The 26,462-nt window shown below is 71.5% G+C and carries 24 protein-coding genes; 5 read left to right on the top strand and 19 right to left on the bottom strand.

Annotation, left to right across the window (positions count from 1 at the left end; genetic code table 11):
• Positions 1-3: 3 nt before the first annotated feature.
• Positions 4-1,287, bottom strand: coding sequence for an adenylosuccinate synthase (locus tag ACIOJD_RS23460; protein ID WP_401916881.1), 1,284 nt, complete (start codon positions 1,285-1,287; stop codon positions 4-6).
• 218 nt (positions 1,288-1,505) lie between these two features.
• Here ACIOJD_RS23460 and ACIOJD_RS23455 point away from each other — a divergent pair, with 218 nt between their 5' ends.
• Together ACIOJD_RS23455 and ACIOJD_RS23450 are read left to right on the top strand one after the other, a co-directional pair.
• Positions 1,506-2,480: a diacylglycerol kinase gene (locus tag ACIOJD_RS23455; protein WP_401916878.1), complete on the top strand. Its 975-nt coding sequence runs from the start codon at positions 1,506-1,508 to the stop codon at positions 2,478-2,480.
• Positions 2,481-2,811: 331 nt separating this feature from the next.
• Entirely contained in the window at positions 2,812-3,483 is a 672-nt protein-coding gene (locus ACIOJD_RS23450) for a TetR-like C-terminal domain-containing protein (RefSeq protein WP_401916875.1), read from the top strand.
• A 19-nt stretch (positions 3,484-3,502) separates the two neighbouring features.
• On the opposite strand, the gene ACIOJD_RS23445 is transcribed toward ACIOJD_RS23450, so the two are convergent.
• Positions 3,503-4,072: a GbsR/MarR family transcriptional regulator gene (locus ACIOJD_RS23445; protein WP_401916873.1), complete on the bottom strand. Its 570-nt coding sequence runs from the start codon at positions 4,070-4,072 to the stop codon at positions 3,503-3,505.
• 115 nt (positions 4,073-4,187) lie between these two features.
• Here ACIOJD_RS23445 and ACIOJD_RS23440 point away from each other — a divergent pair, with 115 nt between their 5' ends.
• Positions 4,188-5,126 carry an ATP-binding cassette domain-containing protein gene (locus ACIOJD_RS23440; protein WP_401916872.1) on the top strand — a complete coding sequence of 313 codons (939 nt, stop codon included), beginning with the start codon at positions 4,188-4,190 and terminating at the stop codon, positions 5,124-5,126.
• Positions 5,123-6,751 carry an ABC transporter permease gene (locus ACIOJD_RS23435; RefSeq protein WP_401916869.1) on the top strand — a complete coding sequence of 543 codons (1,629 nt, stop codon included), beginning with the start codon at positions 5,123-5,125 and terminating at the stop codon, positions 6,749-6,751. The genes ACIOJD_RS23440 and ACIOJD_RS23435 overlap by 4 nt, the downstream gene beginning before the upstream one ends.
• 106 nt (positions 6,752-6,857) lie before the next feature.
• Here the strand turns inward: ACIOJD_RS23435 and ACIOJD_RS23430 are convergent, their stop codons facing one another.
• The 15 genes from ACIOJD_RS23430 to ACIOJD_RS23360 form a co-directional block, all read right to left on the bottom strand.
• Entirely contained in the window at positions 6,858-7,517 is a 660-nt protein-coding gene (locus ACIOJD_RS23430; RefSeq protein WP_401916867.1) for a response regulator, read from the bottom strand.
• Positions 7,514-8,812, bottom strand: coding sequence for a sensor histidine kinase (locus ACIOJD_RS23425; RefSeq protein ID WP_401916864.1), 1,299 nt, complete (start codon positions 8,810-8,812; stop codon positions 7,514-7,516). Before ACIOJD_RS23425 ends, ACIOJD_RS23430 begins: the two co-directional genes overlap by 4 nt.
• Positions 8,813-9,038: 226 nt before the next feature.
• A complete protein-coding gene (locus ACIOJD_RS23420; protein ID WP_401916861.1) occupies positions 9,039-9,953 on the bottom strand; it encodes an alpha/beta hydrolase family protein in 915 nt (304 codons plus the stop codon).
• Between the two features lie 157 nt (positions 9,954-10,110).
• A complete protein-coding gene (gene kynU / locus ACIOJD_RS23415) occupies positions 10,111-11,415 on the bottom strand; it encodes a kynureninase (protein WP_401916859.1) in 1,305 nt (434 codons plus the stop codon).
• On the bottom strand, positions 11,408-12,298 hold the full coding sequence (locus ACIOJD_RS23410) for a tryptophan 2,3-dioxygenase (protein ID WP_401916857.1): 891 nt from the start codon (positions 12,296-12,298) through the stop codon (positions 11,408-11,410). Before ACIOJD_RS23410 ends, kynU begins: the two co-directional genes overlap by 8 nt.
• Positions 12,299-12,668: 370 nt before the next feature.
• Positions 12,669-13,619 (bottom strand): DUF3152 domain-containing protein, encoded by a 951-nt coding sequence (locus ACIOJD_RS23405; RefSeq protein WP_401916854.1) that lies wholly within the window; start codon positions 13,617-13,619, stop codon positions 12,669-12,671.
• 299 nt (positions 13,620-13,918) lie between these two features.
• A complete protein-coding gene (locus ACIOJD_RS23400; RefSeq protein WP_401916851.1) occupies positions 13,919-14,332 on the bottom strand; it encodes a DUF3151 domain-containing protein in 414 nt (137 codons plus the stop codon).
• A gap of 315 nt (positions 14,333-14,647) precedes the next feature.
• Positions 14,648-16,132, bottom strand: coding sequence for an MFS transporter (locus tag ACIOJD_RS23395; RefSeq protein WP_401916848.1), 1,485 nt, complete (start codon positions 16,130-16,132; stop codon positions 14,648-14,650).
• A 165-nt stretch (positions 16,133-16,297) separates the two neighbouring features.
• Positions 16,298-17,329, bottom strand: a complete 1,032-nt coding sequence (gene fbaA, locus ACIOJD_RS23390; protein WP_401916845.1) for a class II fructose-bisphosphate aldolase — start codon at positions 17,327-17,329, stop codon at positions 16,298-16,300.
• Between the two features lie 221 nt (positions 17,330-17,550).
• Positions 17,551-18,090, bottom strand: a complete 540-nt coding sequence (gene pyrE / locus ACIOJD_RS23385) for an orotate phosphoribosyltransferase (RefSeq protein ID WP_401916842.1) — start codon at positions 18,088-18,090, stop codon at positions 17,551-17,553.
• Positions 18,091-18,113: 23 nt separating this feature from the next.
• A complete protein-coding gene (locus ACIOJD_RS23380) occupies positions 18,114-18,914 on the bottom strand; it encodes an aldose 1-epimerase (protein ID WP_401916841.1) in 801 nt (266 codons plus the stop codon).
• Between the two features lie 9 nt (positions 18,915-18,923).
• Positions 18,924-19,796, bottom strand: a complete 873-nt coding sequence (locus ACIOJD_RS23375; RefSeq protein ID WP_401916838.1) for an SRPBCC domain-containing protein — start codon at positions 19,794-19,796, stop codon at positions 18,924-18,926.
• Between the two features lie 82 nt (positions 19,797-19,878).
• Positions 19,879-21,486, bottom strand: coding sequence for a polyamine aminopropyltransferase (locus tag ACIOJD_RS23370; RefSeq protein WP_401916836.1), 1,608 nt, complete (start codon positions 21,484-21,486; stop codon positions 19,879-19,881).
• Between the two features lie 82 nt (positions 21,487-21,568).
• The gene (locus ACIOJD_RS23365; RefSeq protein ID WP_401916833.1) at positions 21,569-22,087 is read right to left on the bottom strand and encodes a DUF2617 family protein; all 519 of its coding nucleotides are present in this window, start codon (positions 22,085-22,087) and stop codon (positions 21,569-21,571) included.
• Between the two features lie 337 nt (positions 22,088-22,424).
• Positions 22,425-22,748, bottom strand: a complete 324-nt coding sequence (locus tag ACIOJD_RS23360; protein WP_401916831.1) for a hypothetical protein — start codon at positions 22,746-22,748, stop codon at positions 22,425-22,427.
• A 281-nt stretch (positions 22,749-23,029) separates the two neighbouring features.
• Between ACIOJD_RS23360 and ACIOJD_RS23355 the strand changes: the two genes are divergently transcribed.
• Positions 23,030-24,217, top strand: coding sequence for a pyridoxal phosphate-dependent aminotransferase (locus ACIOJD_RS23355; RefSeq protein ID WP_401916828.1), 1,188 nt, complete (start codon positions 23,030-23,032; stop codon positions 24,215-24,217).
• A gap of 76 nt (positions 24,218-24,293) precedes the next feature.
• Here ACIOJD_RS23355 and ACIOJD_RS23350 read toward each other — a convergent pair whose 3' ends face one another.
• Positions 24,294-25,577, bottom strand: coding sequence for a hypothetical protein (locus tag ACIOJD_RS23350; protein WP_401916825.1), 1,284 nt, complete (start codon positions 25,575-25,577; stop codon positions 24,294-24,296).
• Complete coding sequence (locus tag ACIOJD_RS23345; RefSeq protein WP_401916822.1) at positions 25,574-26,248, bottom strand: hypothetical protein; 675 nt, start codon at positions 26,246-26,248, stop codon at positions 25,574-25,576. The genes ACIOJD_RS23350 and ACIOJD_RS23345 overlap by 4 nt, the downstream gene beginning before the upstream one ends.
• Between the last annotated feature and the right edge of the window lie 214 nt (positions 26,249-26,462).

Raw genomic sequence — 26,462 nt, 5'->3', positions numbered from 1 at the left:
GGACTACAGGAACGAGTTGATCTGGATCGTCTCCGTACGTCCCGGACCCACGCCGATCGCCGAGATCGGCGCACCGGACATCTCCTCCAGCGCCTTCACGTACGCCTGCGCGTTCTTCGGCAGCTCGGCGAAGGTCGTCGCCTTCGTGATGTCCTCCGACCAGCCCGGCAGGTACTCGTACACCGGCTTCGCGTGGTGGAAGTCCGTCTGGCTGTACGGGAGTTCCTCGACGCGCTTGCCGTCGATCTCGTACGCCACACACACCGGGATCCGCTCCCAGCCGGTCAGCACGTCCAGCTTGGTGAGGAAGAAGTCCGTCAGGCCGTTGACCCGCGTCGCGTAACGCGCGATCACCGCGTCGAACCAGCCGCAGCGGCGGTCGCGGCCCGTCGTGACTCCCCGCTCGCCGCCGATACGGCGCAGCGCCTCGCCGTCGTCGTCGAACAGCTCCGTCGGGAACGGCCCGGCGCCGACACGTGTCGTGTACGCCTTGAGGATGCCGATGACCCGGCTGATCTTCGTCGGCCCCACACCCGCGCCGGTGCAGGCGCCGCCCGCGGTCGGGTTGGAGGAGGTGACGAAGGGGTACGTGCCGTGGTCCACGTCGAGCAGCGTGCCCTGGCCGCCCTCGAAGAGGACGACCTTGCCCTCGTCGATCGCGTTGTTGAGCACCAGCGTCGTGTCCGACACATACGGCTTGAGCTGGTCCGCGAACGTCAGCAGCTCTTCGACGATCCTGCCGGACTCTATGGCGCGCCGGTTGTAGAGCTTGGCGAGGATCTGGTTCTTGAAGTCCAGCGCCGCGTCGACCTTCTGGATCAGGATCGACTCGTCGTACAGGTCCTGGACACGGATACCCACGCGGTTGATCTTGTCGGCGTAGGTCGGGCCGATGCCCCGGCCCGTCGTGCCGATCTTCCTCGATCCGAGGAACCGTTCCGTCACCTTGTCCATCGTGGTGTGGTACGGAGTGATCAAGTGCGCGTTGCCGCTGATCAGCAGCTTGGACGTGTCGACACCGCGCTCGTTGAGCCCGCTCAGCTCGGAGAACAGGACAGCCGGGTCGACGACCACTCCGTTGCCGATCACCGGGGTACACCCCGGGGAGAGGATTCCGGAAGGGAGGAGATGCAGTGCGTACTTCTGGTCGCCCACGACGACCGTGTGGCCGGCGTTGTTGCCGCCCTGATAGCGCACGACATAGTCCACGGATCCACCGAGCAGGTCGGTGGCCTTTCCCTTGCCTTCGTCACCCCACTGAGCACCGAGCAGCACAAGTGCGGGCACAGGCGTACACCCCTTCCGGGCGGGGCATGTCCAAGGTCAGGGAGCGCGCACACGCTTTCCGTACGGCGCACGTGTGCCGTATGTCATTGCAATGCCATCGCACAACGTTGTACGACACAGCCCGAACCGTCGAACCGGTTGCCCCGGAATAGACGAAGCCCCTGGCGCAATAGCGCAAGGGGCTCTTGCACAAAGATGCTACCCGAGGAAGGACCGAGGTGTCGGCTCCGGAGCCCGCCGAGAACGGCGCGCAAGATCTTCTGGTGGTCATCGACCCGGTCGCCCGCCGGACCGACGGCGAATCCGTACGGATCGCGAAAGACGTGCTGGGCGCGGGTGCGACGATGAAAATCGCGCTCCCCGACGGCCCCGAGGAGTTCGCGCGGGCGCTGGCCAGACGGGGCAGCAGACGGCCCGTGCTGATCGGTGACGACCGCGCGCTGCTGCGGATGGTCGGCCTGCTCCACCGGGAACGGGAGCTGGCGTCCGGGGCGCTCTCGCTGGTACCGGTCGGCGCCTCGGTGGACCTGGCGCGTTCGCTGGGCGTGCCGACGGGCGCGGTGGCGGCGGCGCGTGCCGTGCTGGACGGGGTGGTACGCCGACTGGATCTGCTGGTCGACGACAGCGACGGGGTGGTGCTGGGGGACCTGCGGATCCCGGCCCTCCCGGTGACGGACGGGGCGGGCCGCGCGGAAAGGATGGACCGGGCCGACCGGGCCGACGGGATGTTCGGGGCCCTGGGCGCCCGCGCCCCGTCCGGGGCGGGCAGCACGGGCGGTGCGGGCCCGGCGGCCGGGGCGGCGGCCGTCTGGCACACCTGCCGGTCCCTGGTCCGCACGCTGGTCGGGCCGGTCCCGGGAGCCCTCGCCACGCGTACGCACCGACTGCGGGTGGAGGCGGACGGCGTGCTGCTCAGCGACCTGGACGAACTGGTCGAGGGGGTGACGGTGCGCTCCTGCGGCGGTCGCGCCGAGGTCGTGATCCGTACCCACGCGGCGGCCGAACCGGTCCGGGCCAGCGCGCTGTCCGTGACGGTCTCGGGCGCGGACTTCCGCTACCGCGCGGACGCCCGGCTCACGGGCCCGGTACGGACCCGGACCTGGACGCTCCGGCCGGCGGCGTGGGAGCTGACACTGCCCGCCGGGGCGGGAACGGGCGCGGCGGCGGGAGCCGGGACGGCGGCCGGAGCGTAGGGCGTCGGCTGTAGGGCGCGGCGTGGGGCTGGCGTGGGTCGCGGCGTAGGGGCATGGCCTCACCCAGGCCCGCTTCCCGCTTCCCGCTTCCCGCTTCCCGCTTCCCGCGCATTCTGTTGGGGGGGCCGCGGGCGCGATCACGCCCCGCGGCCCCCCAATCCCCCGAACCTTAATGCGTGATGCCACGCATTAAGGCGGCTACGTTATCGCGACGTGAGCACGTCACGCAACGCGATTCAGCCGAGGCAGGGGAGGCGGGAGTGAAGATCCGGTGCGCACCGGACGCATTAGATTGCGCGAGTACGGGACGACCACGGCGACGACGAGGACCATGACGACAGAGCGACCACCTCACGGCTCGGCCCGGCCCGGCGGGCGGACGGCCCGCACCCGCGCGGCCGTCCTTGCGGCGGCCCTCGAAGAGCTGGGCACACGTGAGTTCGCGGCCCTGACGATGGACACACTCGCCGTGCGTTCCGGAGTCCATGTCTCGACCATCCGACGGCGCTGGCGCACCATCGAAGGCGTGGTCATCGACCTGCTGTCGCAGCACAGCACGACCATCCCCACCCCCGACTCGGGCGACTTCCGGCGGGATCTGCGTGAACTCGCCCAGGCCATCGCCGAGTTCCACGGCACGCTGCGCAACCGCAATGTCATCGAGGGAATCATCGCCGCGGCCGCGCACGACCCCCATATCGCGGACATCGTGCGCGGCACCTTCACCGCCCGGATCGAGCATGTGACCCGGATCGTGGACCACGCGGTCGCGCGCGGCGAACTCCCCCCGGACGTGGACGCGAAGGAAGTGATCGAAGCCCTCAGCGCCCCCTTCTACTACCGGCTCCTGGTCCTGCGCGGCCCGGTCGACGAGCGTCTGGTCCAGGTCAGCGCGGAAGCGGCGTACCACGCGGCGCACGCCGGAGTGTTCACCCCAAGGGCGGACACCGGCCGGGGACCGGACCCGGCCACCGCCCGAGGGACGGCCCCGGCCACCGGCTGAGGCACGGCCCCCTCGCCGCTCAGCTCCGGCCGCCCTCGGCCCGGCCCCCTTCGAGGAGCAGGCCCGCCCGGTGCTCCTTCCAGCGCTCCAGCAGGTCACCCAACTCCTCCTGCATGAATTCGAAGAAGGCCAGCGTCTCGGCGACCCGCGCCCCCGCCGGACTGTCCCTCCCGAGCGAGTCGACGCCTTCGCGCAGGGCGTCCTCCCAGCGGGTCAGCAGCGAGTCCCGCTGGGCGAGGGTGGCATACCAGAGTTCGTTGCGCAGCCGGTAGCGGTCCCGGCGGGAGCCGGGGTCGCGCTCCCTGCTGACCATGCCGACCGTGGTGAGGTAGCGGATCGCGCCCGACACGGCGGCGGGGCTGATGCTGAGCTGTTCGCTCAGCTCGGCGGAGGTCAGGCTCGCGTCGTCCGAGGCCAGCAGGGCGGCGAAGACCCGGGCCGCCGCCCGCTGCATCCCGGCCCCGGTCATCTCGGACGCGAAACGCTCCACGAAGCGCGCCACCGCCTCCGTGTCCGCCCTCGGCCGCCGGTCGCCCTGGTCCGGGCCCCCCGGGCCGCCCGGACCGCTCGCGCTGTTCTGGCTGCTCATCGCCCCATCGTCTCCCTCAACGCCCCCGTCTCGGCCTGCTCCCCCGATCCTAACCCGACCCTTTTTACGCTTCCTTAACTTCATAACTTTGTGAAAGTAGCGTACGTTCCACATCATGACGAAGGCAATCACCGTCGCCGGACTGCACAAGTCGTTCGGCCGGACGCAGGCGCTGGACGGTCTCGACCTCGCCGTCGAGACCGGTGAGGTCCATGGCTTCCTCGGCCCCAACGGAGCGGGCAAATCCACCACCATCCGGGTCCTCCTGGGCCTGCTGCGCGCCGACTCCGGCGCGGCCCAGCTCCTCGGCCGGGACCCGTGGAAGGACGCCGTCGACCTGCACCGGCGCGTGGCCTACGTACCGGGGGACGTGACACTGTGGCGCAACCTCTCCGGCGGCGAGGTCATCGACCTGTACGGACGGCTGCGCGGCGGCCTGGACACCGCCCGCCGGGCGCGGCTCGTCGACCGCTTCGAACTCGACCCCACCAAGAAGGGGCGTACGTACTCGAAGGGCAACCGCCAGAAGGTCGCCCTGGTCGCCGCGTTCGCCTCGGACGTGGACCTGCTGATCCTCGACGAGCCGACCTCCGGGCTCGACCCGCTGATGGAGGAGGTCTTCCAGAGCTGCGTCGTCGAGGAGCGCGACCGGGGCAGGACCGTCCTCCTCTCCAGCCATGTACTGAGCGAGGTCGAGGCGCTCTGCGACCGGGTGAGCATCATCCGCAAGGGGACGACCGTCGAATCGGGTTCGCTCACCGAGCTGCGCCATCTGACCCGTACGAGCGTCAGCGCGGAGCTGTCCGGCCCGCCCGGCGCACTCGCCGGACTCCCCGGCGTGCACGGCCTCGCCGAACAGACCCTCGACGGGGGCCGGGGCCACCGGATCCGGCTCCAGGTGGACACCGACAAGCTCGACGCCGTACTGCGCTCCCTCTCCGCGTCCGGCATCCGCTCGCTGACCAGCACCCCGCCCACCCTGGAAGAGCTGTTCATGCGCCATTACGCGGCCGACGAGCAGCGGCCGGCCGTCGGCGGGGCGGTGTCCCGATGACCGCCACCACCGCCACCACCGGGGTCGTACCGGCCGCGCGCACCGGCGGCACCCGGCATCTCGCCGGTACGCGACCGCTGCTGAGGCTCGCCCTGCGCCGCGACCGGATCATGATCCCGGTGTGGGTGCTCGCCCTCGGCGCTTCGTACCTGTCGGTCGCGGACTCCTACACCTCGCTGTACGGCACGGCCGCCGCGCGGGCGGACGTCGTACGGTCGATGTCGTCCAACAGCTCGCTGCGCGCGCTGTACGGGCCCTTCTTCACCGACTCCGTCGGCGGGCTCACCACCGCGCGCATGATCGCCTTCGGGTCCGCGCTCGCCGCCGTGATGAGCCTGCTCATCGTCGTACGGCACACCCGCGAGGAGGAGGAGACGGGCCGTCAGGAGATGCTGTCCTCCGCGATGGTCGGACGCCGGGCGCCGCTGACCGCCGCCCTGCTCACGGCCCTGATCGCCAACACCGCGCTGGCGCTGGTGATCACCGTCGGCCTGGCGGGTGCCATCGGGGACCCGACCGGTTCACTGGCGCTCGGCCTCGCGACGGCGGGCGTCGGCATGCTCTTCGCCTGCACCGCCGCGATCGCCGCGCAGATCACCGAGAACGCCCGGCTCGCGAAGGGCCTCACGGGCGCGGTCGTCGGCGCCGCGTTCGTGCTCAAGGCGGCCGGCGACGCCGCGACCGACGACGGCTCCTCCGTCCTGACCTGGCTCTCCCCGATCGGCTGGGCGGAGAACGTACGCGCCTACGCGGACGAACGGTGGTGGGCGCTGCTGATCCTGGCGGCCGCCGTCGCCGTCCAGGCCGTCCTCGCGTACGCCCTCACGAGCCGGCGCGACATCGGCATGAGCTTCCTGCCCGCCCGGCCGGGGCCCGCCGCCGGAAGCCTCGGCACGGCGGGCGCGCTCGCCCTGCGGCTCCAGCGCGGCGGCCTCATCGGCTGGGGAACCGGCTTCCTGCTGGCCGGGATCCTCTTCGGCGGCATCACCGAGGGAGCGGCGGAACTGGTCGGCGACAACGAGCGGACCAGGGAGATCTTCCAGCGGATGGGCGGCCACCAGGGCCTCACCGACGCCTTCCTCGCCGCGATGACCGGCATGCTCGGCATGGTCGCGGCGCTGTACGTGGTCGCCTCCGTGCTGCGGCTGTACGGCGAGGAGACCGGCGGGCGCGCCGAACCGGTCCTGGCGGGTTCGGTCGGCCGACTGCGCTGGGCGGCGGGCCATCTGCTGATCGCCTTCGGCGGCGCCGCCTTGATCATGCTGCTCGGCGGTGTGGGCCTGTCCCTCGGATACGGCCATGACCTGCCGGGAATCCTGGGCGCCGCCCTCGTACAACTGCCCGCGATCTGGCTGCTGGGCGCGCTGGCGGTCCTGCTGTACGGCGCTCTGCCGAAGGCGGCCGTGGCCGCGTGGGCGGTCGCCGGTCTCGCCCTGGCCCTCGGCTGGATCGGCCCGGCGATCGACCTCCCGCAGGCGGTGATGAACCTGTCGCCGTTCGGGCATCTGCCCAAGCTGCCGGGCGCGGAGATGGCGTGGACGCCGGTGGCCGTACTGACCGCGCTCGCGGCGGCGCTGACGGCGGCGGGTCTGGCGGGGCTGCGGCGCAGGGACATGCTGAACTGAACCGGACCGGGCGCACGGCGCACGGCGCACGGCGGCCCGCTTCGTCCACAGGTTGTGGACGAAGCGGGCCGCCGCGCGCGCTACCGACTGTTTACCGCCCGCCGCCTCACCCGGGCGTGACCAGCCGCGCCTCGTAGGCGAACACCGCCGCCTGCGTACGGTCCCGCAGCCCCAGCTTCACCAGGATCCGGCTCACATGTGTCTTGATCGTGGACTCCGCGACCACCAGATGCTCGGCGATCTCCGCGTTCGACAGACCCTGCGCGATCAGTACCAGGACCTCCGTCTCGCGTTCCGTGAGATCACCTATCCGGGCCATCGTCGGGGCCCGCGGGGTCTCCGAGATCTTGGAGAACTCCGTGATCAGCCGCCTGGTGACGGTCGGCGCCAGCAGCGACTCGCCGGCCGCCACCACCCGTACCCCGTCGGCCAGTTGACGCGCCGAGGCGTCCTTGAGCAGAAAGCCCGAGGCACCGGCGCGCAGCGCCTCGTACACGTACTCGTCGAGGTCGAAGGTGGTCAGCACCAGCACCTTCGCGTCGGCGTCGCCCGCGACGATCTCGCGGGTCGCCTCGATGCCGTTCAGCTCCGGCATCCGGATGTCCATCAGCACCACGTCGGGGCGCAGCACGGTGACCTGGCGGACGGCCTCGCGGCCGTTCACCGCCTCCCCCACGACCTCGATGTCCGGCATCGCGTTCAGCAGCACCGAGAAGCCTTCGCGGACCATCACCTGATCGTCGACGATCAGTACCCGGATCGTCATGACGCGTCCCCGTCCCGCACGGCGGCCACCGGGATGAACGCCGCCACCTCGTAGCCACCGTCCTCCAGGAGATCCGCGGTCATCTCACCGTTCAGCATGGCCACACGCTCCCGCATACCCGTGATGCCGTGTCCCGAGCCGGGAGACGGTTTGACCAGGCCCCGGGGCGGTGTGTTGACGATCCGCAGGCCGATCCCGCCCAGTACGTAACTGATCTCGACACTCGCGCTCGACCCCGGCGCGTGCCGCAGCGCGTTGCTGAGCGCCTCCTGGACGATGCGGTACGCCGACAGCTCGACGCCCTGCGGAAGCGTACGGACCGAGCCGGTGACGCTCTTCTCCACGGTCAGACCCGCGTCCCGGACATTGCCGAGGAGCACGTCGAGATCGGCGAGCGTGGGCTGCGGGGCGTCCGGGGCCTGGTAGTCCGCCGACCGTACGACACCGAGGACGCGGCGCAGTTCGGTCAGCGCGGCGACGGCGTTCTCGCGGATCGTGACGAAGGCCTGTTCCAGCTCGGGCGGCGGATTCTCCACCCGGTACGGGGCGGCCTCGGCCTGGATCGCGACGACCGACATGTGGTGCGCGACCACATCGTGCAGCTCGCGGGCGATGGTGGTGCGCTCCTCCAGCAGCGTGCGCCGGTCGCGTTCGACGGCGGTGACGCTCTGCTGGGCCGCGACCTCCCGGTCCGCGTCGCGCCGGACATGCAGCATGGCGATGCCCAGCAGCATGATCGCGGAGAGGAAGATCATCAGCAAGGACGTCGAACTTCCGTACCCGTGACCGCGGTTGAGGAAGGTTTCGACGAACGTCGCGTAGGCCACCGTGATCATCCACATCCAGGCGGCGACGCGGGGGCGGGTACGGACCGCCACCACCGCCATCACGATGAGGTAGGCGAGAAAGGCACCCGGTGTCCAGGGCCAGTCGAAATCGTCGAAGGCGGTTATCACCATGCTGACACCCAGCGCCAGCCACCAGGCACCGACCGGCCTGACCAGCGTCAGCAGCACCACCAGCACCGCGACGCAGTCGGGCGGGTACGCGCGGTCGGCGAGGGCCAGGAGCAGGACCGCCAGCGCGCCCAGCCCGATGGCGATGTGCGGGGTCCAGGCCGCGCGCTCACGCAGCCGGCCCGGCAGCCGGCGGACGATCGGGCCGTCCGTCCGCATGGGCTTCAGCGGACGGTAGGCGAAGGCGTCCTGGAAGAGATCCTGGCGCAGGCCGGCGAGCGCCCCCACGGCCAGGCGGAACTCGGGGCTCCGGGGCTTCCCGGTGTCTGTCTCGGTCACGGTGCCACGGTAGGCGGCGCAGGTGGGCGGGGGCGTCACCAGGGATGGGGATCCTCGCCCGTCCGTCCCAGGTACTACACGGTCCGACCAGGCAGGGAAGACGTCCGCTTCACGGAGTACAACCACACACGCACCACTCCGGCACGCACCACCCCGGCACGCACCACCCCGGCACACATCACCCCGGCACGCACCACCCCGGCACACATCACTCCCGCTCCCGCGCTCACCACGCGAGCTGGGCGATCTCCTCCGCCACCACCGCGCACGCGTCCGCCGCCGGGTCGATGAGCGGGAAGTGCCCGACGCCCTCCAGCAAGGTCAGCCCGACCATCTCGCCCGCCCGGCCCGCCGCGTCGACATAGGCCTCGGGGACGGCGTACGGCACGGTCAGATCCGTACGGCCCTGCACCACGGCCGTCGCGATCCCCGTCGGCACCAGCACCGCCGGGTCGGCGCTCTCCCTGCGGTGCTTGAACTCCTCTTCGCCGCCGAGCAGTTGGAGGATCGCCCCGCCGCACACATCCAGCTCCACGGCCCGTACGAGATCCGCGATCGGAGCCAGCGCGACGACACCGCGCAGCGGCGGCGGCTGCGGCAGGCGCCAGGGCGAGCCCTCGGGCAGTACATGCCGGGCCGACGCCCAGAGTGCGAGATGGCCGCCGGCGGAGTGCCCGGTCACCACGGTCCGCCGCGCGTCGGCCTGCGGCAGCGCGTCCGCGACGAGCGCGGGCATCGCGTCCATCGCGGCTGCCACATCGTCGAACGTCTCCGGCCAGCGCCCCGCCACCGCCGCCCCGCTCTCCGCCGAACCGCCATCCGCCGCCTCGCCGCCCTGCTGTGGAAGCACCGCACCGCGCCGGTACTCCACATTGGCGACCGCGAACCCGCGCCGGGCCAGGAAGTCCGCGAACGGGCTGAGGTGGGCCCGGTCGTACGGTGCCCGCCAAGCCCCGCCGTGCAGGACGACGACGAGCGGCACGCTCTCCTGGTTGGCCCGGGGAGCGTAGAAGTCGATCACCTGATCAGGGTGCTCGCCGTAGGCGGCGGTGGCGTCGGGCCGGACGGCCGGGTGGGCGAAGGCCGATTCGGCCTCGGCGGCGTCACGAGCGACAGCATCGTGCGCGGCGGGGTCCGGCATCTTGCTCCAACCTTTCGGTACGGGGGCCGAATTGACCAGATCGCAGGGGGCTGATCGGCATGGGTCTGATCAGCGGGACGCTACCAGCCCCACAGGCCCCAGTTCGCCCCTCACGTCCCCGTAGTCACGCGGACCGACCCCAAGGGCCGTCCCTGCGCTAAAGCGTGTCCGGCACTTCCCCCAGGACCTCCCCCAGCACTCTCGCCGCCCGTTCCGTGTCCGCGAAACCCGTGTACAGAGGGGTGAACCCGAAGCGCAGTACGTCCGGCCGGCGCAGATCGCCGACCACCCCGCGCCCGATGAGCGCCTCCATCACGGCGGGCGCCTCGGCACACCGCAGGGCGATCTGGCTGCCGCGTTCGGCATGCGCGGCGGGCGTCAGCGAACGGACCCTCCCGCGCGGGGCGTACGCCTCCACACACTCCAGGAAGAAGTCCGTGAGCGCCAGGCTCTTCTCCCGTACCGCCTCGATGCGCACCCCCTCCCAGACGTCGAGGGCCGCGTCCATCGCCAGCATCGAGAGGATGTCCGGGGTGCCGACCCGGCCGCGTACGGCGCCGTCCCCGGCCGCGTAGTCGGGGGCCATCGAGAACGGATCGGTGTGCGAGTTCCAGCCGGGCAGCGGGGAGTCGAACCGTTCCTGGTGGCGCTCGGCGACGTAGAGGAAGGCCGGTGAACCGGGCCCGCCGTTCAGGTACTTGTACGTGCAGCCCACCGCGAGATCCACACCGTGCGCGTCCAGCCCCACCGGCAGGGCGCCCGCGCTGTGGCACAGGTCCCAGACGACGATGCCCCCGGCCTCGTGCACGGCCGCGGTGATCCCGGGGAGGTCGTGGAGGCGTCCCGTACGGAAGTCGACATGGTTGAGGAGCACGACGGCGGTACGCGGACCGAGCGCGCCGGACAGGTCGGCCGGGTCGACGGGGACGATCGGACTGCCCGTCATCCGGGCCGCGGACCGCGCGATGTACCCGTCCGTGGGAAAGGTCGTGGCGTCGAGAAGGATCTCGTCCCTGGCCGGTTCCGCCGGATCCAGCAGGCGCCCGGCCGCGATCACGGCCTTGAAGACATTGACGCTGGTGGAGTCGCCGACCACGATCCGGCCCGGCCCGGCGCCGACGAGCGGCGCTATCCGGTCACCGATCCGCTCCGGCGCGGTCCACCAGCCGCTCTCGCTCCAGGAGCGGATACCCAGCTCGCCCCACTGGCGGCCGACGACGTCCTGGAGACGCGCGGGGACATGGCGGGGCAGGGCGCCGAGCGAGTTCCCGTCGAGATAGACGGTGGCGTCGTCGAGTGTGAACAGGTCGCGCAGTGCGCGCAGTTCATCGGCGGCGTCGAGCGCGGCGGCCTTCCGGACCAGGGGTCCGACCGGGGACTGGGGGTGCGCGGAGGACCCGTCAGAAGACCCGGGGTGCGCGGAGGACCCGGTCCCGGCAGGTACGGAGGAGGGCTCAGACATGGCTGCGCGCCGTCCACAGTTCGGGGAAGACGTTCTTCGTGGCGCGCTTCTCCAGCCAGGCGACGCCCGCGGAACCGCCCGTACCGGTCTTGGAACCCATCGCCCGCCGGGTCGCCACCAGATGGTCGTTGCGCCATCGCCAGACCAGCTCACCGACATCCGTCAACGCCTCGCCCAGCCGGACGAGTTCGCCCTGCTGGTCGGGGTCCGCGTAAAGGGCCGCCCAGATCGCCTCGACCTCGGGGGACGGCTCGTACCGCAGCGACAGATCCCGTTGGAGCACCGCCTTCGGCACCGGCAGCCCGCGCCGGGCGAGCAGCCGCAGCACCTCGTCGTACAGGCTCGGCTCCTGGAGCGCCTTCTCCAGCTCGGCGTGGACGCGCGGGGCGCCCCGGTGCGGCACGAGCATCGACGCCGACTTGTCACCGAGCAGGAACTCCATCCGCCGGTACATCGCCGACTGGAAGCCGGAGCCCTCGCCGAGCGCGCCGCGGTACGAGTTGAACTGCGCGGGTGTCAGCTGACCGAGCGGCTTCCACGACGCGTTGAGCGCGTCCAGCTCGCGTACGGACCGCTTGAGCGCGTCCACGGCCACCTGTGTGCGGTCCTCGCGCAGCGCGCGGGACGCGGTCTCCCACTCATGGACGATGACGGTGAACCACAGCTCCATGACCTGGGTGGTGACGAGAAAGACCATCTCCCCGGGGTCGTCCGAGAGCGGGTGCTGCAAATGGGTGAGGACGTCCGCCTGGACGTAGTCCTCGTACGGAGTGGTCCCGGCGAAGTCGAGATTCGGGGTGTCCGAACCGGCAGAACCAGGTGAATTGACCGAACCGGCCGAACCGGCAGAACCGGCTCCGGGAACATCGGGGGCGTGCGACATCTCTGTCTCCTCGATATGTGCTCCGGGTAGCGGTCCGCCCCTTCCGTGTGGTTACGGAGCTCCGGTCCCCTCCCGGCATCATAATCCGGGGCCGGTGCCCGGGGGCGGATCGGTCCCTGCCTCCGGACAGGCGCTGAAGTCTTTCGTTTGGATCAGGCCGGATCAGGGAGCGGGGTCTGGTGCCGTGGATCGCAAGGCGGAGGAGCGAGGCGACGCGGAGCGTCGTGGAGCGTCGTGGAGCGTCGTGGAGCGTCGTGGAGCGTCGTGGAGCGTCGTGGAGCGTCGTGGAGCGTCGTGCAGTGACGACAACGCGGCGAGGCGCGGTGCCAGGGCACGCGAGCCCGGCAAGATCCAAACGAGAGGCCCTGGGTCACGCCGGGGGACCCGTGACGTATTCCCCGTCCTCGTCGTACGGCCAGGCGTTGGCCCGGCAGCCGTCGAGGCCCTTGATCTGCTGCATCATCACCGGCGCGAGCCTGCCGGGACCGGCACAGCCCAGGTGCTGCCGGATGCCGATCTCATGGCCGACCTCGTGGTTGATGATCAGATGCCGGTAGTCGGCGGGCGGCCCGTCGAACGTCGGCGACCCCAGCAGCCAGCGCCGCAGATTGACCACCACGCCGTCGGTGGTCTCGCAGTTCAGCTCGCCGCCCGTGTCGAGCCCCTGAGCGAGGCAGAGCTTGTCGGCGGTGGCCGGGGTGGCTATGCGGATGACGAAGTCTGCGTTCGAGGAGACCAGTTGGAAGGAGCCACGGCCGTGCGCGGCCCAGCCGCGCGGGTGGGCGAGGATCCGCTGGATCTCGGTGGCCGCCCCCGACGCGGAGACGTCGATCCCGTCCTCGACCTGTACCCGGTAGCGGCGCAGCGGCCCCGAGCCGGCCTTGGCGCCCTGCGCCTGGGCGGTGGTGAAGGTGCCGGGGCCCGAGGCGGGGACATCGGCCGACGAGGAGGCGGAGGGGGCGGAGCCGGGGGCGGAAGCGGAGTCGGAGGGGCTCGGCTCGGGGGAGGCGGAAGGGCTCGTGGTCGGGGAGGACAGGCGCTCCGCGGCAGCCGTCCCGGTGGGGACGACGGGCTCGGCGGCGGCCTCGTCCTTCGTGGAGGTACCGGTGTCCGCCCTGCCGCCCTGCCAGGCGGCGACGGCGACCCCACCGCAGACGATCCCCACGACGAGGGCGAGCCCGGCCAGGACGAGGGGCGTGGCTCTGCGACGGCGGCCTCCGCCGGTGCTTCTGCCCGCTCCGCCGTACCGGCTGTTTCCGCTGGTGCCGGTGGCCCGGCACGTTCCGGTGACTCGGCGGCGTACGGCGGCGCGCTTACCCAAAACGGACTTCTCCCCTGGTGGGACCGGCGTTCCTTGCTGGGGAGAGGCGAGTGGGAAGCCTCTGTGCCGGAGTGACGGACAGATACGACTGCTGTACGGAAACGGGCAGCCGTTCCGCAGCCCGCGCGATCGCACGCATGAACGAACGAAGGCCCGCGCCCTGGCAGACGGGCGGGGCCTTCGAATGGTTCCTCTTTCAAGCAAGCAGCCGACTCAACCAGTCGGGCGGCTCCGGCCAGTTGGACCGGCCGGGATCGGACAGCGGGGAGCGCGGCACGCTCCCCGCGGCAGGTGCCGGCTCAGCCGAGCGTGTCCGCCGCCTGCGGGGAGGAGTCGCGCAGGAACGCCGCGCAGCGCTCGTACTCCTCCTGCTCACCGATCGACTGCGCGGCGCGGGCGAGCGCGTGCAGGGCGCGCAGGAAGCCACGGTTGGGCTCGTGCTCCCACGGCACCGGGCCGTGGCCCTTCCAGCCGCTGCGCCGCAGGGCGTCGAGCCCGCGGTGGTAACCGGTCCTGGCGTACGCGTACGACTCGACGACCCGCCCGTTCTCGTACGCGCCATCGGCGAGCTGTGCCCAGGCCAGCGAGGAGGTCGGGTACTTCGCGGCGACGTCGGCGGGCGCCGTCCCGTTCGCGAGCAGCTCACGCGGCTCGGGGTCGTCGGGCAACTGGGTGGGGGGCGGTCCCCCGAGGAGGTTTTCGTGGATGGCCATACGTACAGTCTGCCCTGCCCCCGCCCCACCCGGGCGCCGCTCCGTCACCCGCCCGGAGGCCGCTCGGTCACCGGGCCCGCGCGGACCCGGGCGCGAACCCCGCGGAGCCCGTCCCGCACCGGCCTCCGGCCACGTCCCGGACCGGTTGTCGATCCCGTACAGCCCCGACCACCGGCCACGTCCGACCGGTTGTCGGTCCCGTACAGCCCCGGCCACCGGCCACGTCCGACCGGTTGTCGATCCCGTACAGCCCCGGCCATCGGCCTCGTACCGCACCCAGCGTGAACGAATCAACCGGTCGCCCGGTCCGGCCACTCACAACGTCCCCGAATCCCCTTCCGCCACCGGACGGTCCGTGGGTTTCACCACTCTCCTCGGCTCCAGGGGCGGTGCCGACAGCCCGCAGTTCACCCGGCACTCGGGCGCGCTCGACGCCGCCTTCAGCAAGGGCGTACGCACCGTCGCGAACGCGATCACCGCGCCCACCACCAGCACCCCCGCGCACAGCGGCATCGCGCGCCGGAAGGTATCGCCGAATTGCGTCGCCGAGTGGTACGCCTCCGGGCCCGTGCCGGCCAGCAGGGGCAGCGCGGCCACCGCGAGCAGGCCGGCAGCGCGGGCCACCGCGTTGTTGATGCCGCTGGCCAGACCCGCCTTCGCGGTCGCCACCGAGGCGAGGACCGTCGCCGTCAGCGGCGCCACCAGGGTCACCATGCCCATCCCCATCACCACCAGCGCGGGCAGCACATCCACGAGGTACGAGGCGTGCTCGCCCACCCGCAGCATCAGCATCATGCCCGCGGCGCACAGCAGGGGGCCCACGGTGAGCGGGATACGCGGCCCGATCCGCTGCGCCAGCGCGCCGGACCGGGCGGAGAGCAGCAGCATCAGCACGGTCGTCGGCAACAGGGCCGCCCCCGCGCCCAGCGCCGAGTACCCGACGACGACCTGGAGCTGGAGCGCGGCGAGGAAGAAGAAGCCGCCGAACGCCGCGTACACGCACAGCGTCACCGCGTTCACCGAGGTGAACTGCCGGGACGTGAAGATGGACGGCGGCACCATCGGATCGGAACGCCGCCGCTCGACCTGGACGAAGACCACGGCGATCAGCACACCCGCGATCCCCGCCCACAGGGCCTTGCCGATCAGCGCGTACGTGACCAGGGCCAGCCCCGCCGCACCGAGCACCGCGCCCAGGACGTCGAACCGGCCGTGCGCCGCCGGGTCCCTGGTCTCCGGTGCGTGCCGCAGCGCCACCGGCGCGCAGATGGCGGCCAGCGGCACATTCAGCAGGAACACCCAGCGCCAGCCGGGACCGTCGACCAGCCAGCCGCCCAGGAACGGACCCACCGCCGCGCCGACCCCGCCGAGCCCCGACCACAGCCCGACGGCCCGAGCCCGGTCTTCCGGACGGAAGCTCGCCTGGATGATCGCGAGCGAGCCCGGCACCAGCAGCGCCCCGCCCACGCCCTGCAACGCCCGCGCGAGGATCAGCACCACGGCGTTCGGCGCGAACCCGCACATCAGCGAACCGCACGCGAACCAGATCACCCCGAGGACGAAGATCTTCCGCCGTCCGTACCGGTCACCGAGCGAACCGCCGAGCAGGATCAGTGCGGCCAGCGTGAGCGTGTAGGCGTTGACGATCCATTGAAGAGCCGCGAGGTCGGCGTTGAGCGAGTCCCCGATATGGGGCAGCGCGACATTGACGACGGTCGAGTCCAGCAGGGCCATGCTGGAACCGAGCACCGTCGTGAAGATGATCCAGCGTCCCTTGGCCGAGGACAGCCTGATGTCCATACGGGGATCATCCTCGCCCCGGAGCGGGAGGGCGACCCGGCGAACGCGACAACAGCCGGGCATGGCACGGGCCCGGCACCGTCGTACGGAAAACCGTCGACGGATACCGGGCCCGGCGTACCGGCCCGCGGGCCTACAGGCCTACAGGCCTACAAGCGGGCTCGCCTACTTGAGCTTGGTGCCCGTGGAGCGCAGCGCGCCGCACGCCTCGGTCACCCGCTTGGCCATGCCCGCCTCGGCCGCCTTGCCCCAGGTGCGCGGGTCGTAGGTCTTCTTGGAGCCGACCTCGCCGTCGACCTTCAGCACACCGTCGTAGTTACGGAGCATGTGGTCCGCGACAGGGCGCGTGAAGGCGTACTGGGTGTCGGTGTCGAGGTTCATCTTCACGACGCCGTTCTCCAGCGCGGTGGCGATCTCCTCGGCCGTGGAGCCGGAGCCGCCGTGGAAGACGAAGTCGAAGGGCTGGCTGCCGGCGGGCTTGCCGTACTTGGCGCTGACACCCGCCTGGAGGTCCTTGAGCAGCTCGGGGCGGAGCACCACGTTGCCCGGCTTGTACACGCCGTGCACATTGCCGAACGAGGCGGCCAGCAGGTAGCGGCCCTTCTCGCCCAGGCCGAGCGCCTCGGCGGTACGCAGCGCGTCGTCCACCGTGGTGTACAGCTCGTCGTTGATCTCGTGGGTGACGCCGTCCTCCTCGCCGCCGGTCGGGGTGATCTCGACCTCAAGAATGATCTTGGCGGCGGCGGCCTGCGCGAGCAGCTCCTCGCCGATGGCCAGGTTGTCGGCCAGGGTCTCGGCGGAACCGTCCCACATGTGCGACTGGAAGAGCGGGTTACGGCCGTCCCGGACGCGCTCGGCGGAGATGTCGAGCAGCGGACGGACATAGCCGTCGAGCTTGTCCTTGGGGCAGTGGTCGGTGTGCAGCGCGACATTGATGTCGTACTTGGCCGCGACGATGTGCGCGAACTCGGCGAGCGCCACCGCGCCGCTCACCATGTCCTTGTTGTACTGACCGCCCAGGAACTCGGCACCACCGGTGGACATCTGGATGATGCCGTCGCTCTCGGCCTCCGCGAAACCGCGCAGTGCGGCGTGCAGAGTCTGGGACGAGGTCACGTTGATGGCCGGGTAGGCGAACTTCCCTGCCTTCGCCCGGTCGAGCATCTCGGCGTAGACCTCGGGGGTTGCGATGGGCATCAGGCCGCTCCTTGTGATGTACGGGTGTGAGGTGCTTGTCCCTGACCTGGGTGCGACGGCGTCGTCGCACCCATCCTTCCAGACTCCTTCACGGGCTCCACCTGGAGCACCGGCCTGCCCGGCAGCGGGGGCTGGGCCGTTTCACGTGAAACAGCCCAGCCCCCGGCGAAATCCCTGGTCAGACCTGGTCAGGCCAGGTGATCAGACCTGGTCGGACCCGGTCAGGCCAGGCCCAGCTCGTCCAGTGCGTAGACCTTCACGTACGGGAGCCCGGCCGCCTCGACGGCCGGAGCCGCGCCCCGCTCGACGATCACCGCGACGGCGACGACCTCGCCTCCGGCCTCGCGTACCGCCTCGACGGCCGTCAGCGGCGAACCGCCCGTGGTCGAGGTGTCCTCCACCACCAGACAGCGGCGGCCCTTCACATCCGTGCCCTCGATCCGGCGCTGCATCCCGTGCGCCTTCTGCGCCTTGCGGACGACGAACGCGTCGAGCCGCTTCCCGCGCGCCGCCGAGGCGTGCAGCATCGAGGTCGCCACCGGGTCGGCGCCCAGCGTCAGCCCGCCCACACAGTCGAAGTCCAGCTCGGCGGTGGTGTCGAGCATGACCTGCCCGACCAGCGGCGCGGCATGACCGTCCAGCGTGATCCGGCGCAGGTCGATGTACCAGTCGGCCTCGAGCCCCGAGGAAAGAGTCACCTTGCCGTGCACCACGGCCTTGTCCTTGATCAGCTGGAGCAGCTCAGCCCGTACGTCAGTCATGCCCCCGAGCTTATGCGGTGTCCTCACAGCCGCTGCCAGGTCCAGGTCGTCGCGATCTCCAGCGGCTCCACGGGGGTGACCAGGTGCGGCAGGGTGTTGAGCCCGTTGGGCGGGCCGGACTGCGGCTCCACACAGACCGCCTCGGCCTGCTCGTCGTAGATCACCGCCCACCCGGCCCGGCTGGCGACCTTCAGCTCCAGCTGCCCCGGCCAGGTCAGGGTGACATCGACGCCGTCGGGCATGCCGAAGCAGTCGTCCCAGGGACCGGGGAGCGGCGGGATACGGCGCCCGGTGGGCAGATGATCGTCCCCGCGCTCCTCCTGCCAGGCGGCGGCGAAGTCGATGCTCACCTCGCTCTTCCCCTCCCCCAGACTCCGCAGGAACCAGGGGTGCCAGCCGGCCTGTGCCGGGAACGACGAGTCGTACGTCTCCACCCCGAGCGCCAGCGTCAGCGAGTCCTCGGTCAGCTGGAAGGTCTGGGTGACCCGCCCGCTGTACGGCCAGGGCTCGACCAGGTCGTACGTGAACGCCGCCTCGCTCTCGCCGGCCCGCGCGATACGCCAGGCCGTGTCCCGGCCGGTGCCGTGGATCGCGTGCGGCGGAGAGTTGAGCGGCATCTGCTGGACCGCTCCGCCGTTGCGGAATTGACCGTGTTCGATCCGGCCGCACCACGGCACCATCGGGAAACAGCCGTACCGCTCGCCCTGGCGCAGCAGTTCGGTCCCGCCGATGCGCAGACTGCTGATCCGGCAGCCGTTCGCCGGAGTGATGGTCAACTCGGCGTCGCCCGCCGCCAGCTGGATGCTCTTCTCGCTGCTACTCACACCCCGACACTACTTGCGGCGCCGCAGTGCGCGCCCGACCACCACGGCGGAGGCGAGCGCGAGCGCGGCGGCGGGCGCGACCCAGCGGAGCGTGGCCCGGGTGCCGGCCGCGTCGGGCGCGGGTACGGGCGCGTAACGCCCGCGCGGGGGCGCGTGATCGACCTCCTCGGCGCTGCGCCCGATCATGGTCCGCCGGGCGTGCGCGGCCTCGGCGGGCGGCTCGTCGGGTACGAGGAAGTCCCCCTCGCCGGAGACGGTCCCCGCATCGGCGGAGGCGGCCTCGGCACCGGGCTCGACATCGGAATCGACATCGGAATCGAAGTCCATGCCGGTGTCGTCCGCGGAGTCGTCACCGACACTCACGTCTCCCGGCGCGTCCGCGTCCCCGGACCCGTGCGCCTGCGCGTCCACGTCCGCCGGGGGATCCGGCCGCTCCGAAGGCGCGGGGCCCGGCCCGGCCGACTCCTCACCCAGGCGCACGACCAGACGGTCCAGCAGACGGTGCGCGGCGGCCACGGTCGTCTCGGCCGGGAACTCCGCCAGGCGGCCCTCCGCGTGCGATCCCCCGGTGAAGGTGAGCATCGTGCCGCCCGGTGCCTGGGCCAGCCGTACGGCGAGCGTCACCTTGACGGAACCGGTGCCGCGGACCTCCGCGCCCTCTCCCTCCGCGGTGAACACACCGTCCCGCTCTGTCAGGGTCAGCGAGCCGCGGTAGGTGATCGTGTGCCCCCCGACGCGGATCCTGAGCCGCCCGGCCGACGGCCCCGCCGCCCCGTCCGCGTCCTGTTGAAGCCCCGGGACACAACGGGCCACCCGGACGGGATCCCGCAACGTCCGCCGGAGCGCCTCTGCCGTAACCGGAACGAACACCTCATGCTCCATGGACCCGAGCCTACTCAGTTCTCCCCGTGTACGACCCGTCCTCGGGCCTCCGTTGTCCGCGGCCGGCCGTACGGTGCCGCCGCTACCCCCCGTACCGCGGGTGCATCAACGTCGACGCCGGCAAGCCCTTCATCCGTGTCCCCTCCACCCCCCGCACCCCCGCCAACAGCGTCGGCATCGCCAACGACCGCAGTCTCGGTGCGTCGGCCGCCAGGCCGAGCCGGGGACGCGTGCCCAGGCCCGCCAGCTCGAACCCCCAGTCGCGGACGGCCGGTTTGCCGCCCGTCACGCGGTCGGGGCCCGCGGCGAAGCCGGAGGGCCGCCCCGTCGCGCGGTACGGGCTGGTGCTGAACCCGGCCGCGCGCAGCGTCGCGTCGACCGTCCAGTACAGATGCGGCTCGGCCATCGGCGACCCGGCGTGCACGGCCAGCCGTCCGCCGTCCGCGAGGACCCGCGTGGCCAGGCCGTAGAACTCCTCGGAGTACAGCTTCGTGCTGGGTGTGATGCCGGGGTTCGGCAGATCCGACACGACCACGTCGTACGCCCCCTCGTGCACGCCCTGCGCGCCGCGCAGCCAGGTGAACGCGTCCGCGGCCACCGTGCGCATCCGCGGATCGTCGTACACATGCCCGTTCAGCGCGGCCAGCGCCGGGTCCGTACGGGCGAGCCGCACGAACTCCGGGTCCAGGTCGACGACGGTGACCGAGCGGACGTCCCCGTACCGCAGGACCTCGCGCGCGGCCAGCCCGTCTCCCCCGCCCAGGATCAGCACGCGCGCGTGCGGCCCTCGCATCGCGGGATGCACCAGCGCCTCGTGGTAGCGGTACTCGTCCCGCGCGCTGACCCGCAGCCGCCCGTCCAGATACAGCTCCAGCGGCCCGTCCCGGTCTCCCGTGACCACGACTTCCTGCTCGGCCGTGCTGAGGGCGACCCGCACCTGGTCCCCGTACACCGCCCGCCGCGCCACCCGCTCGAAGTCGTCGACCAGGACCGCCGCGGTGGCCAGCACCGTCAGCACCAGAACGTTGACCGTCAGCAGCACCCAGCGCGAGCGGCGCGTCAGATCGCGCCCGAAGACCCACAGGACCAGTGCCCCGCCCGCCACCGCGTTGACCGCGCCCGTCAGCAGCGCGCCCGTGAGCTGCCCGAGCCAGGGCAGCAGCAGGAACGGGAAGGCGAGCCCGCCGACGAGCGCGCCCACGTAGTCGGCGGCGAACAGATCCGCGACCGTCCCCTCCGCATCCTGCCGGGAGACCCGCTGGATGAGCGTCATCAGCAAGGGGATCTCGGCACCGATGAGGATGCCGATGCCCAGCGAGAAGCCGACGAGCACATAGCGCGACTCGCCCATCCACACGAAGCTCGCGTACAGCACGAGCGCCGAACTGCCGCCCAGCAGCGCCAGCGCCGCCTCCAGCAGCCCGAAGCCGAACGCCGCCCGGCAGCGCAGCCGCTTGGCGAGCAGCGAGCCGACGCCCATCGCGAAGACCATCACCGACAGGACGACGGACGCCTGGGTGACGGAGTCCCCGATCAGATACGAGGCGAGCGCGACCAGCTCCAGCTCGTACACCAGTCCGCAGGCGGCGCAGATGAAGACCACGGCGAGGATCAGAAAACGCCCCGCGCCGGGGCGCACGGGCAGCCGCGTCTCACCCGGGGACAGCGAGGGCACGGACTGTTCGATCACCCGTGTAACGCTACGTCACGAACTGATTGCGGTTTGTCACCCACACGGGTGTAACTACCGCCCCGGCGGAAACGCGGGTGCGCTACAGCACGGCGGGAGTGCGGGCCCCGATCCTCGTCCGCGTGACGACGAGCTGACCCTCCTGTGGATACGCGTGCCAGGTGCGCCACCGCACCTGATCCTCGTCACGCTGCGCGAGCATCGCGGTGAAGGCGTTCGGGATGCCGGGGAAGATGCCGGCCAGCCCGTTCGGATGGTCGGCGACCAGCGCGAGCAACTCCTGCGCGCGCCCCGCGAACGAGCCGTGCGAGAGCGTTTCGACGCGCGCGGCGAATTCGTACTCACGCTCCCCCAGGCGCGTGGAGACACCGAGCGGCAGCGGCGTACTGCTGCCCGGGATACAGGCGACGGTCTCGGAGCAGGCGCCCCGCTCGTCCTCCAGAAGTACTTGATGGGAGGCGCCGAGCAGTCGTAACTGGACCGCGGCACCGTCGAGATCGAGATCGAGGACGGCCAGAGCGGGGAGCGGCTCCCTGCCCAGGGCCCAGGCCAGATCGGCTGCACGGGAGTCGGTGTAGGCGGTATGGAGAGTGGTGAGCATGGGTCGGCTCCGCAAACACGCTTGACGGGTGGACCGGGGACGTCCCGGACGATGAGCGAGGGAACTTGTGGGGGGAGATCGCCTGCTCGGTGCCGAAGGAGGCCCGAGGGCTGGAAGCTCTCAACAGCGAGGGAATCATGAACTACGCGACGCTCACAGCGTTTTTACCCAACTTGGAGGGGTTTCCATCCCCTCGGGGGCCAAACAGTTCAAATGTTCAACAAATGCCGTCGGACACGGTCAGGAACATAGTCAACATGAAGATGCCCGGTGGGATTTCGCTCCCCACCGGGCATCGTCGGCGCACTGTCGGCCGCCGCGGACCAGCTGCCCCGTGTCAGCCTCCGCCACCACCACAGCCCCCGCCGCCGCCACCGCACGACGAGCTGCCTCCACCGCACGACGAACCGCCGCCGCAGGAAGAGGAGCTGCCGCCGCAGGACGAACCGCCGACACCACCGGCCGCGCCGCCACCGGCCCACCAACTGCCTTTGGACGACTTGCCCTTGGCACCCTTCTTCTTCAGCGAGGGGCTCGACGCACCACGGCGCCCGGCCGCCTTGCGGGCCTTGACGCCCGCGCCGTTGCGCCCGTTCACCATGCTCACCACGAGCCCGACGAACGCGACCACGACCAGTACGACCACTACGAGTCCTGCCACTGTCCTCACCGTCCTTCTGTCTCCCCCGAGGCGGAACCCTCGCGTTCTCGCGCGTCCGGCTCCGCGTGGACCTGCCTGCCGCGCCGTCTTCCGCGTACCGCCTTGGACGTCGCGCACCGGCCGAGAGGTTGCGCCCCGCCGTACCGCTTTTGCCGTACCGCTTTGCCGTACTCCGTCGCCGTACCGCGTCGTCGCCTCTCGCGTGACGTGAATGTCCCCTCCCGGCCACGACCCCAAAGGCGACTTGAGCAAGTCCAGAGGTTCGGCGCAGGATGGCCGACATGACCGCACGCGAACCAGGCTCACGCCCGCTGCTCAACCGCCGCCTCGGGGAGTTCGGTACGACGATCTTCGCGGAGATGTCGGCGCTCGCCCTCAAAACCGGGGCGATCAACCTCGGCCAGGGATTCCCCGACACCGACGGCCCCGAGGAGGTCAGAGAAGCGGCGGTACGGGCGCTGCGCGACGGACGCGGCAACCAGTACCCACCGGGCCCCGGCATCCCCGAACTGCGCACCGCGATCGCCGAGCACCAGCTGAAGCGGTACGACCTGACGTACGACCCCGACACCGAGGTCCTGGTCACGGCGGGCGCCACCGAGGCGATCGCCGCCGCGCTGCTCGCCCTGGTCGAGCCCGGCGACGAGGTGATCGCGCTCGAGCCGTATTACGACTCGTACGCCGCCTGCATCGGCCTGGCGGGCGCCACCCGCGTCCCGGTCACCCTCCGGCCCCGGGACGGCGCGTACCACCTGGACCTGGACGAACTGCGCGACGCCGTCACCGACCGCACCCGGCTGATCCTGCTCAACACCCCGCACAACCCGACCGGCACGGTCCTCACCCGCGAGGAACTGGCCGCCGTCGCGGACCTGGCCGTCGAACGCGATCTGCTGGTCGTCACGGACGAGGTGTACGAACACCTGGTCTTCGACGGCGAGCACCTGCCGATCGCGTCGTTCCCGGGGATGCGCGAACGGACCCTGACGATCGGCTCGGCGGGGAAGACCTTCTCGTTCACGGGCTGGAAGGTGGGCTGGGCGACCGGGACCCCGGAACTGGTGGCGGCGGTGCGCTCCGCCAAACAGTTCCTGACGTACGTTTCCTCGGGCCCCTTCCAGTACGCGATCGCCGAGGCACTGCGCCTGCCCGACAGCTACTTCGAGAACCTCCGCGCCGACCTGCGCGCCAAACGCGACCTGCTCTCCACGGGCCTGACGGCGGCCGGCTTCGATGTCTACCGCCCGGCCGGCACCTACTTCGTGACCACCGACATCCGCCCCCTGGGCGAGAGCGACGGCTTCGCCTTCTGCCGCGCCCTGCCGGAAAGGTGCGGGGTCGTGGCCGTACCCAACGCGGTCTTCTACGACCACCGCGACCAGGGGGCGCCCTTCGTACGCTTCGCGTTCTGCAAGCGGACCGATGTGCTGGAAGAAGCGATCAACAGGCTGTCCGAACTGCGGGAATGAGCCCCGGCCCGTCAGCCGCTCGGACCCGGCCCGCCGCCGACCGGGTCCGAGCGGCTGACGGTCGTCAGTCATCCCTTCAGCCGTCCCCCTCCGCAGCCTCGGAAACGGCGCCGGTCCGGTCGGACGCGGCGGCGGCGCGGGCCTCGCCCGCGAGCGTGGCGGCCTCGATCACGAGCGGATGGTGCAGGTGGTGGGCGACGGCCACGAGATGCTGTCGCTCGGCATGGGGCTCGACATCGCTACCCGGAAGCCGCGCGAGCCGGTGAGGGGAGGGAAGCGCGGGCGGGAGGGCGTCACGGGCCTGCGCGGCGTGCAACAGGGTGGCCGCGGCGTGCGCGGCCGTCACGTCCCAGCCGGCACCCGGTCCCGCGCCGTCGCAGTCCCGCTGATCGGCCGCGAGGCGGTCGACGAACAGGGCGGGCAGGGGGCTCCACCAGGGGCTGAGGCGTCCGGCCCCGTCGTGGATCGCGGCCATGACGGCGACGAGGTCGAGGGCCGTGTTCAGGCCCGGCCAGAGAGCGGAGGCCCTGGAGGCCTGGGAAGCGTCGGATTCCCCGGACACCAGGTCGAGCAAGGGCTTCAGCGTCCGCTGGTCCTGGCGTTCGGCCCGCCGCGAGCGCAGCATGACCGAGGCCAGGGCCACGTTCGCGGCGACACAACTGGCGATGGTGGCGAGCCAGGCGCTCGCGGCGACGGTGTCGAGGCGGCGCTGTCCGGTGGCCGAGCCGATCATGGCGGTGGCGGCGAGGGGTACGTTCACCAGGTTGAGCCCGATGGCCACGGCGAACCACCCCAGAGCCGACCTGAGGTCGTCGGCGAGGGCCGGGCGCCCGGGGATCGACAGGGACCTGCACTCCCGGACGGTGACCACGATGGTGATGATCAGCGCGGTCCAGTAGACCAGGTGGAGCGCGACGACATCGGGCACGCGGGCGTAGACGGCGGCGAACCGGAGGGGAGTCGCCGGTCCCAGATCCGCGTGCGCGTAGAGCGCGGCCATGGCGACGATGGCGCCGCCGTAGACGGGCCCCCAGCGCAGAGCCGTCGAACGCAGGGCGGCCGGCGTGCTGCGGTGCGGCTGCCAGAGCTGGCTCAGCGCGTGGGCGTGCGCGACGCAGACCAGGGTGAGGACGGGGACCAGGAGCGAGCTGATGTTGGGAGAGCGCACCGCCGTGCCGACGGTCCGGTACACGACCGGGGTCGCGAGCAGGAAGATCAGCCCGGCGCAGAGGAGCACCGAGGCCGTCAGCGTCAGGGTCCACTCGCGTTCGTGGCGTGCGGCGAAGGCCTTGACCGTGCCGAGGCCGAGAGTCACCCCGGCGATGACCAGGTTGGTCAGGGTGAGGAGCAGGCTCGTCATATCGAGCGTCGGTTGCTGAACGCGGTGGTGAGGGAGCCGACACTGCGCCCGTCCCGGTTCAGGTCGAGCAGCGGCAGCGCGACCCGCGCGAACCACTCACAGGCGCGCTCCTCGGGGTCGTCATAGGTGGAGCGCAGCTTCGCGGGCCGGGTGAGGATCTCCTCCCTGACCCGGGCGGGCAGGGCGGACATCTGGTCGCGCAGGGCCTGGAGGCTCACGCCGTCGAAGTGCTGGTGCGCGGCGACGGCTTCGGCGTCGCCTCCGGAGGAGGGGCGCAGGTGGCGCACCTCGTGCAGGAGGACATGGGCGTGGTGGCGGCGGCTGAGGCGGTCACTGAGCCCGATGTAGTCGACGTTCTCACCCGGTACGGCTATGCCGCTCACGTCGGGCGGCAGGCCGGGCAGCAGGAGACTTTCGACGCGACGGCCACGCAGGGTGGAGATGGCCTCCAGCACTTCGGGCACGCTCGCCCCCGCGGCGAGACGGAGCTCGTCGTGGAAGAAGCGGCGCGCCTCGCGCAGTTCGCGGGTACGGGAGCGGTGGTCCCGTACGGCCGTACCGAGCCGGGTGGTGGCCGTACCGAGCCGGGTGGTCGCGCCGCCCCGGGCCGTGGCCTCGGCGAGACGGATGAGGCCGGCGCGGCGTGGGGATGGTGCGCCGGTGGTGGTCACGGGCCGGTCAGTCCTCGGACGGCCGCGCGGTTCGCCGGAGCCTGGACGGCCGCGCGGTTCGCCGGAGCCCGGCCGGGCGCCCGGAGGCGGCTGTGCATCGGCTTCACGCTTTCACGCTCCCCTTCACGCTCCCCGTTTCCCCTGTTGTGACAGGCCGCGCCGACTGAACTGCGGGGCGACAGTATCAAGGCCGCCGGGAGCGGCGCCGGGTCGG

Origin of the sequence: Streptomyces sp. NPDC088116, from assembly GCF_044741745.1 — a bacterium.
In the GTDB taxonomy this organism is placed as follows: Bacteria; Actinomycetota; Actinomycetes; order Streptomycetales; family Streptomycetaceae; genus Streptomyces.
The sequence above is the reverse complement of the archived record's forward strand: the minus strand, read 5'-3'. Positions and strand labels throughout refer to the sequence as shown.

What these genes read in the sequence shown, in the direction of transcription:
- ACIOJD_RS23355 (WP_401916828.1), top strand. Translation starts at nt 23,030, where the DNA reads ATGACCGCACGCGAACCAGGCTCACGCCCGCTGCTCAACCGCCGCCTC.
- ACIOJD_RS23445 (WP_401916873.1), bottom strand. Translation starts at nt 4,072, where the DNA reads ATGAGCAGCCAGAACAGCGCGAGCGGTCCGGGCGGCCCGGGGGGCCCG.
- ACIOJD_RS23420 (WP_401916861.1), bottom strand. Translation starts at nt 9,953, where the DNA reads ATGCCGGACCCCGCCGCGCACGATGCTGTCGCTCGTGACGCCGCCGAG.
- ACIOJD_RS23350 (WP_401916825.1), bottom strand. Translation starts at nt 25,577, where the DNA reads ATGACGAGCCTGCTCCTCACCCTGACCAACCTGGTCATCGCCGGGGTG.
- ACIOJD_RS23430 (WP_401916867.1), bottom strand. Translation starts at nt 7,517, where the DNA reads ATGACGATCCGGGTACTGATCGTCGACGATCAGGTGATGGTCCGCGAA.
- ACIOJD_RS23375 (WP_401916838.1), bottom strand. Translation starts at nt 19,796, where the DNA reads ATGGAGCATGAGGTGTTCGTTCCGGTTACGGCAGAGGCGCTCCGGCGG.
- ACIOJD_RS23450 (WP_401916875.1), top strand. Translation starts at nt 2,812, where the DNA reads ATGACGACAGAGCGACCACCTCACGGCTCGGCCCGGCCCGGCGGGCGG.
- ACIOJD_RS23410 (WP_401916857.1), bottom strand. Translation starts at nt 12,298, where the DNA reads ATGTCGCACGCCCCCGATGTTCCCGGAGCCGGTTCTGCCGGTTCGGCC.
- kynU (WP_401916859.1), bottom strand. Translation starts at nt 11,415, where the DNA reads ATGTCTGAGCCCTCCTCCGTACCTGCCGGGACCGGGTCCTCCGCGCAC.
- fbaA (WP_401916845.1), bottom strand. Translation starts at nt 17,329, where the DNA reads ATGCCCATCGCAACCCCCGAGGTCTACGCCGAGATGCTCGACCGGGCG.
- ACIOJD_RS23365 (WP_401916833.1), bottom strand. Translation starts at nt 22,087, where the DNA reads ATGCTCACCACTCTCCATACCGCCTACACCGACTCCCGTGCAGCCGAT.
- ACIOJD_RS23440 (WP_401916872.1), top strand. Translation starts at nt 4,188, where the DNA reads ATGACGAAGGCAATCACCGTCGCCGGACTGCACAAGTCGTTCGGCCGG.
- ACIOJD_RS23395 (WP_401916848.1), bottom strand. Translation starts at nt 16,132, where the DNA reads ATGGACATCAGGCTGTCCTCGGCCAAGGGACGCTGGATCATCTTCACG.
- ACIOJD_RS23435 (WP_401916869.1), top strand. Translation starts at nt 5,123, where the DNA reads ATGACCGCCACCACCGCCACCACCGGGGTCGTACCGGCCGCGCGCACC.
- ACIOJD_RS23400 (WP_401916851.1), bottom strand. Translation starts at nt 14,332, where the DNA reads ATGGCCATCCACGAAAACCTCCTCGGGGGACCGCCCCCCACCCAGTTG.
- pyrE (WP_401916842.1), bottom strand. Translation starts at nt 18,090, where the DNA reads ATGACTGACGTACGGGCTGAGCTGCTCCAGCTGATCAAGGACAAGGCC.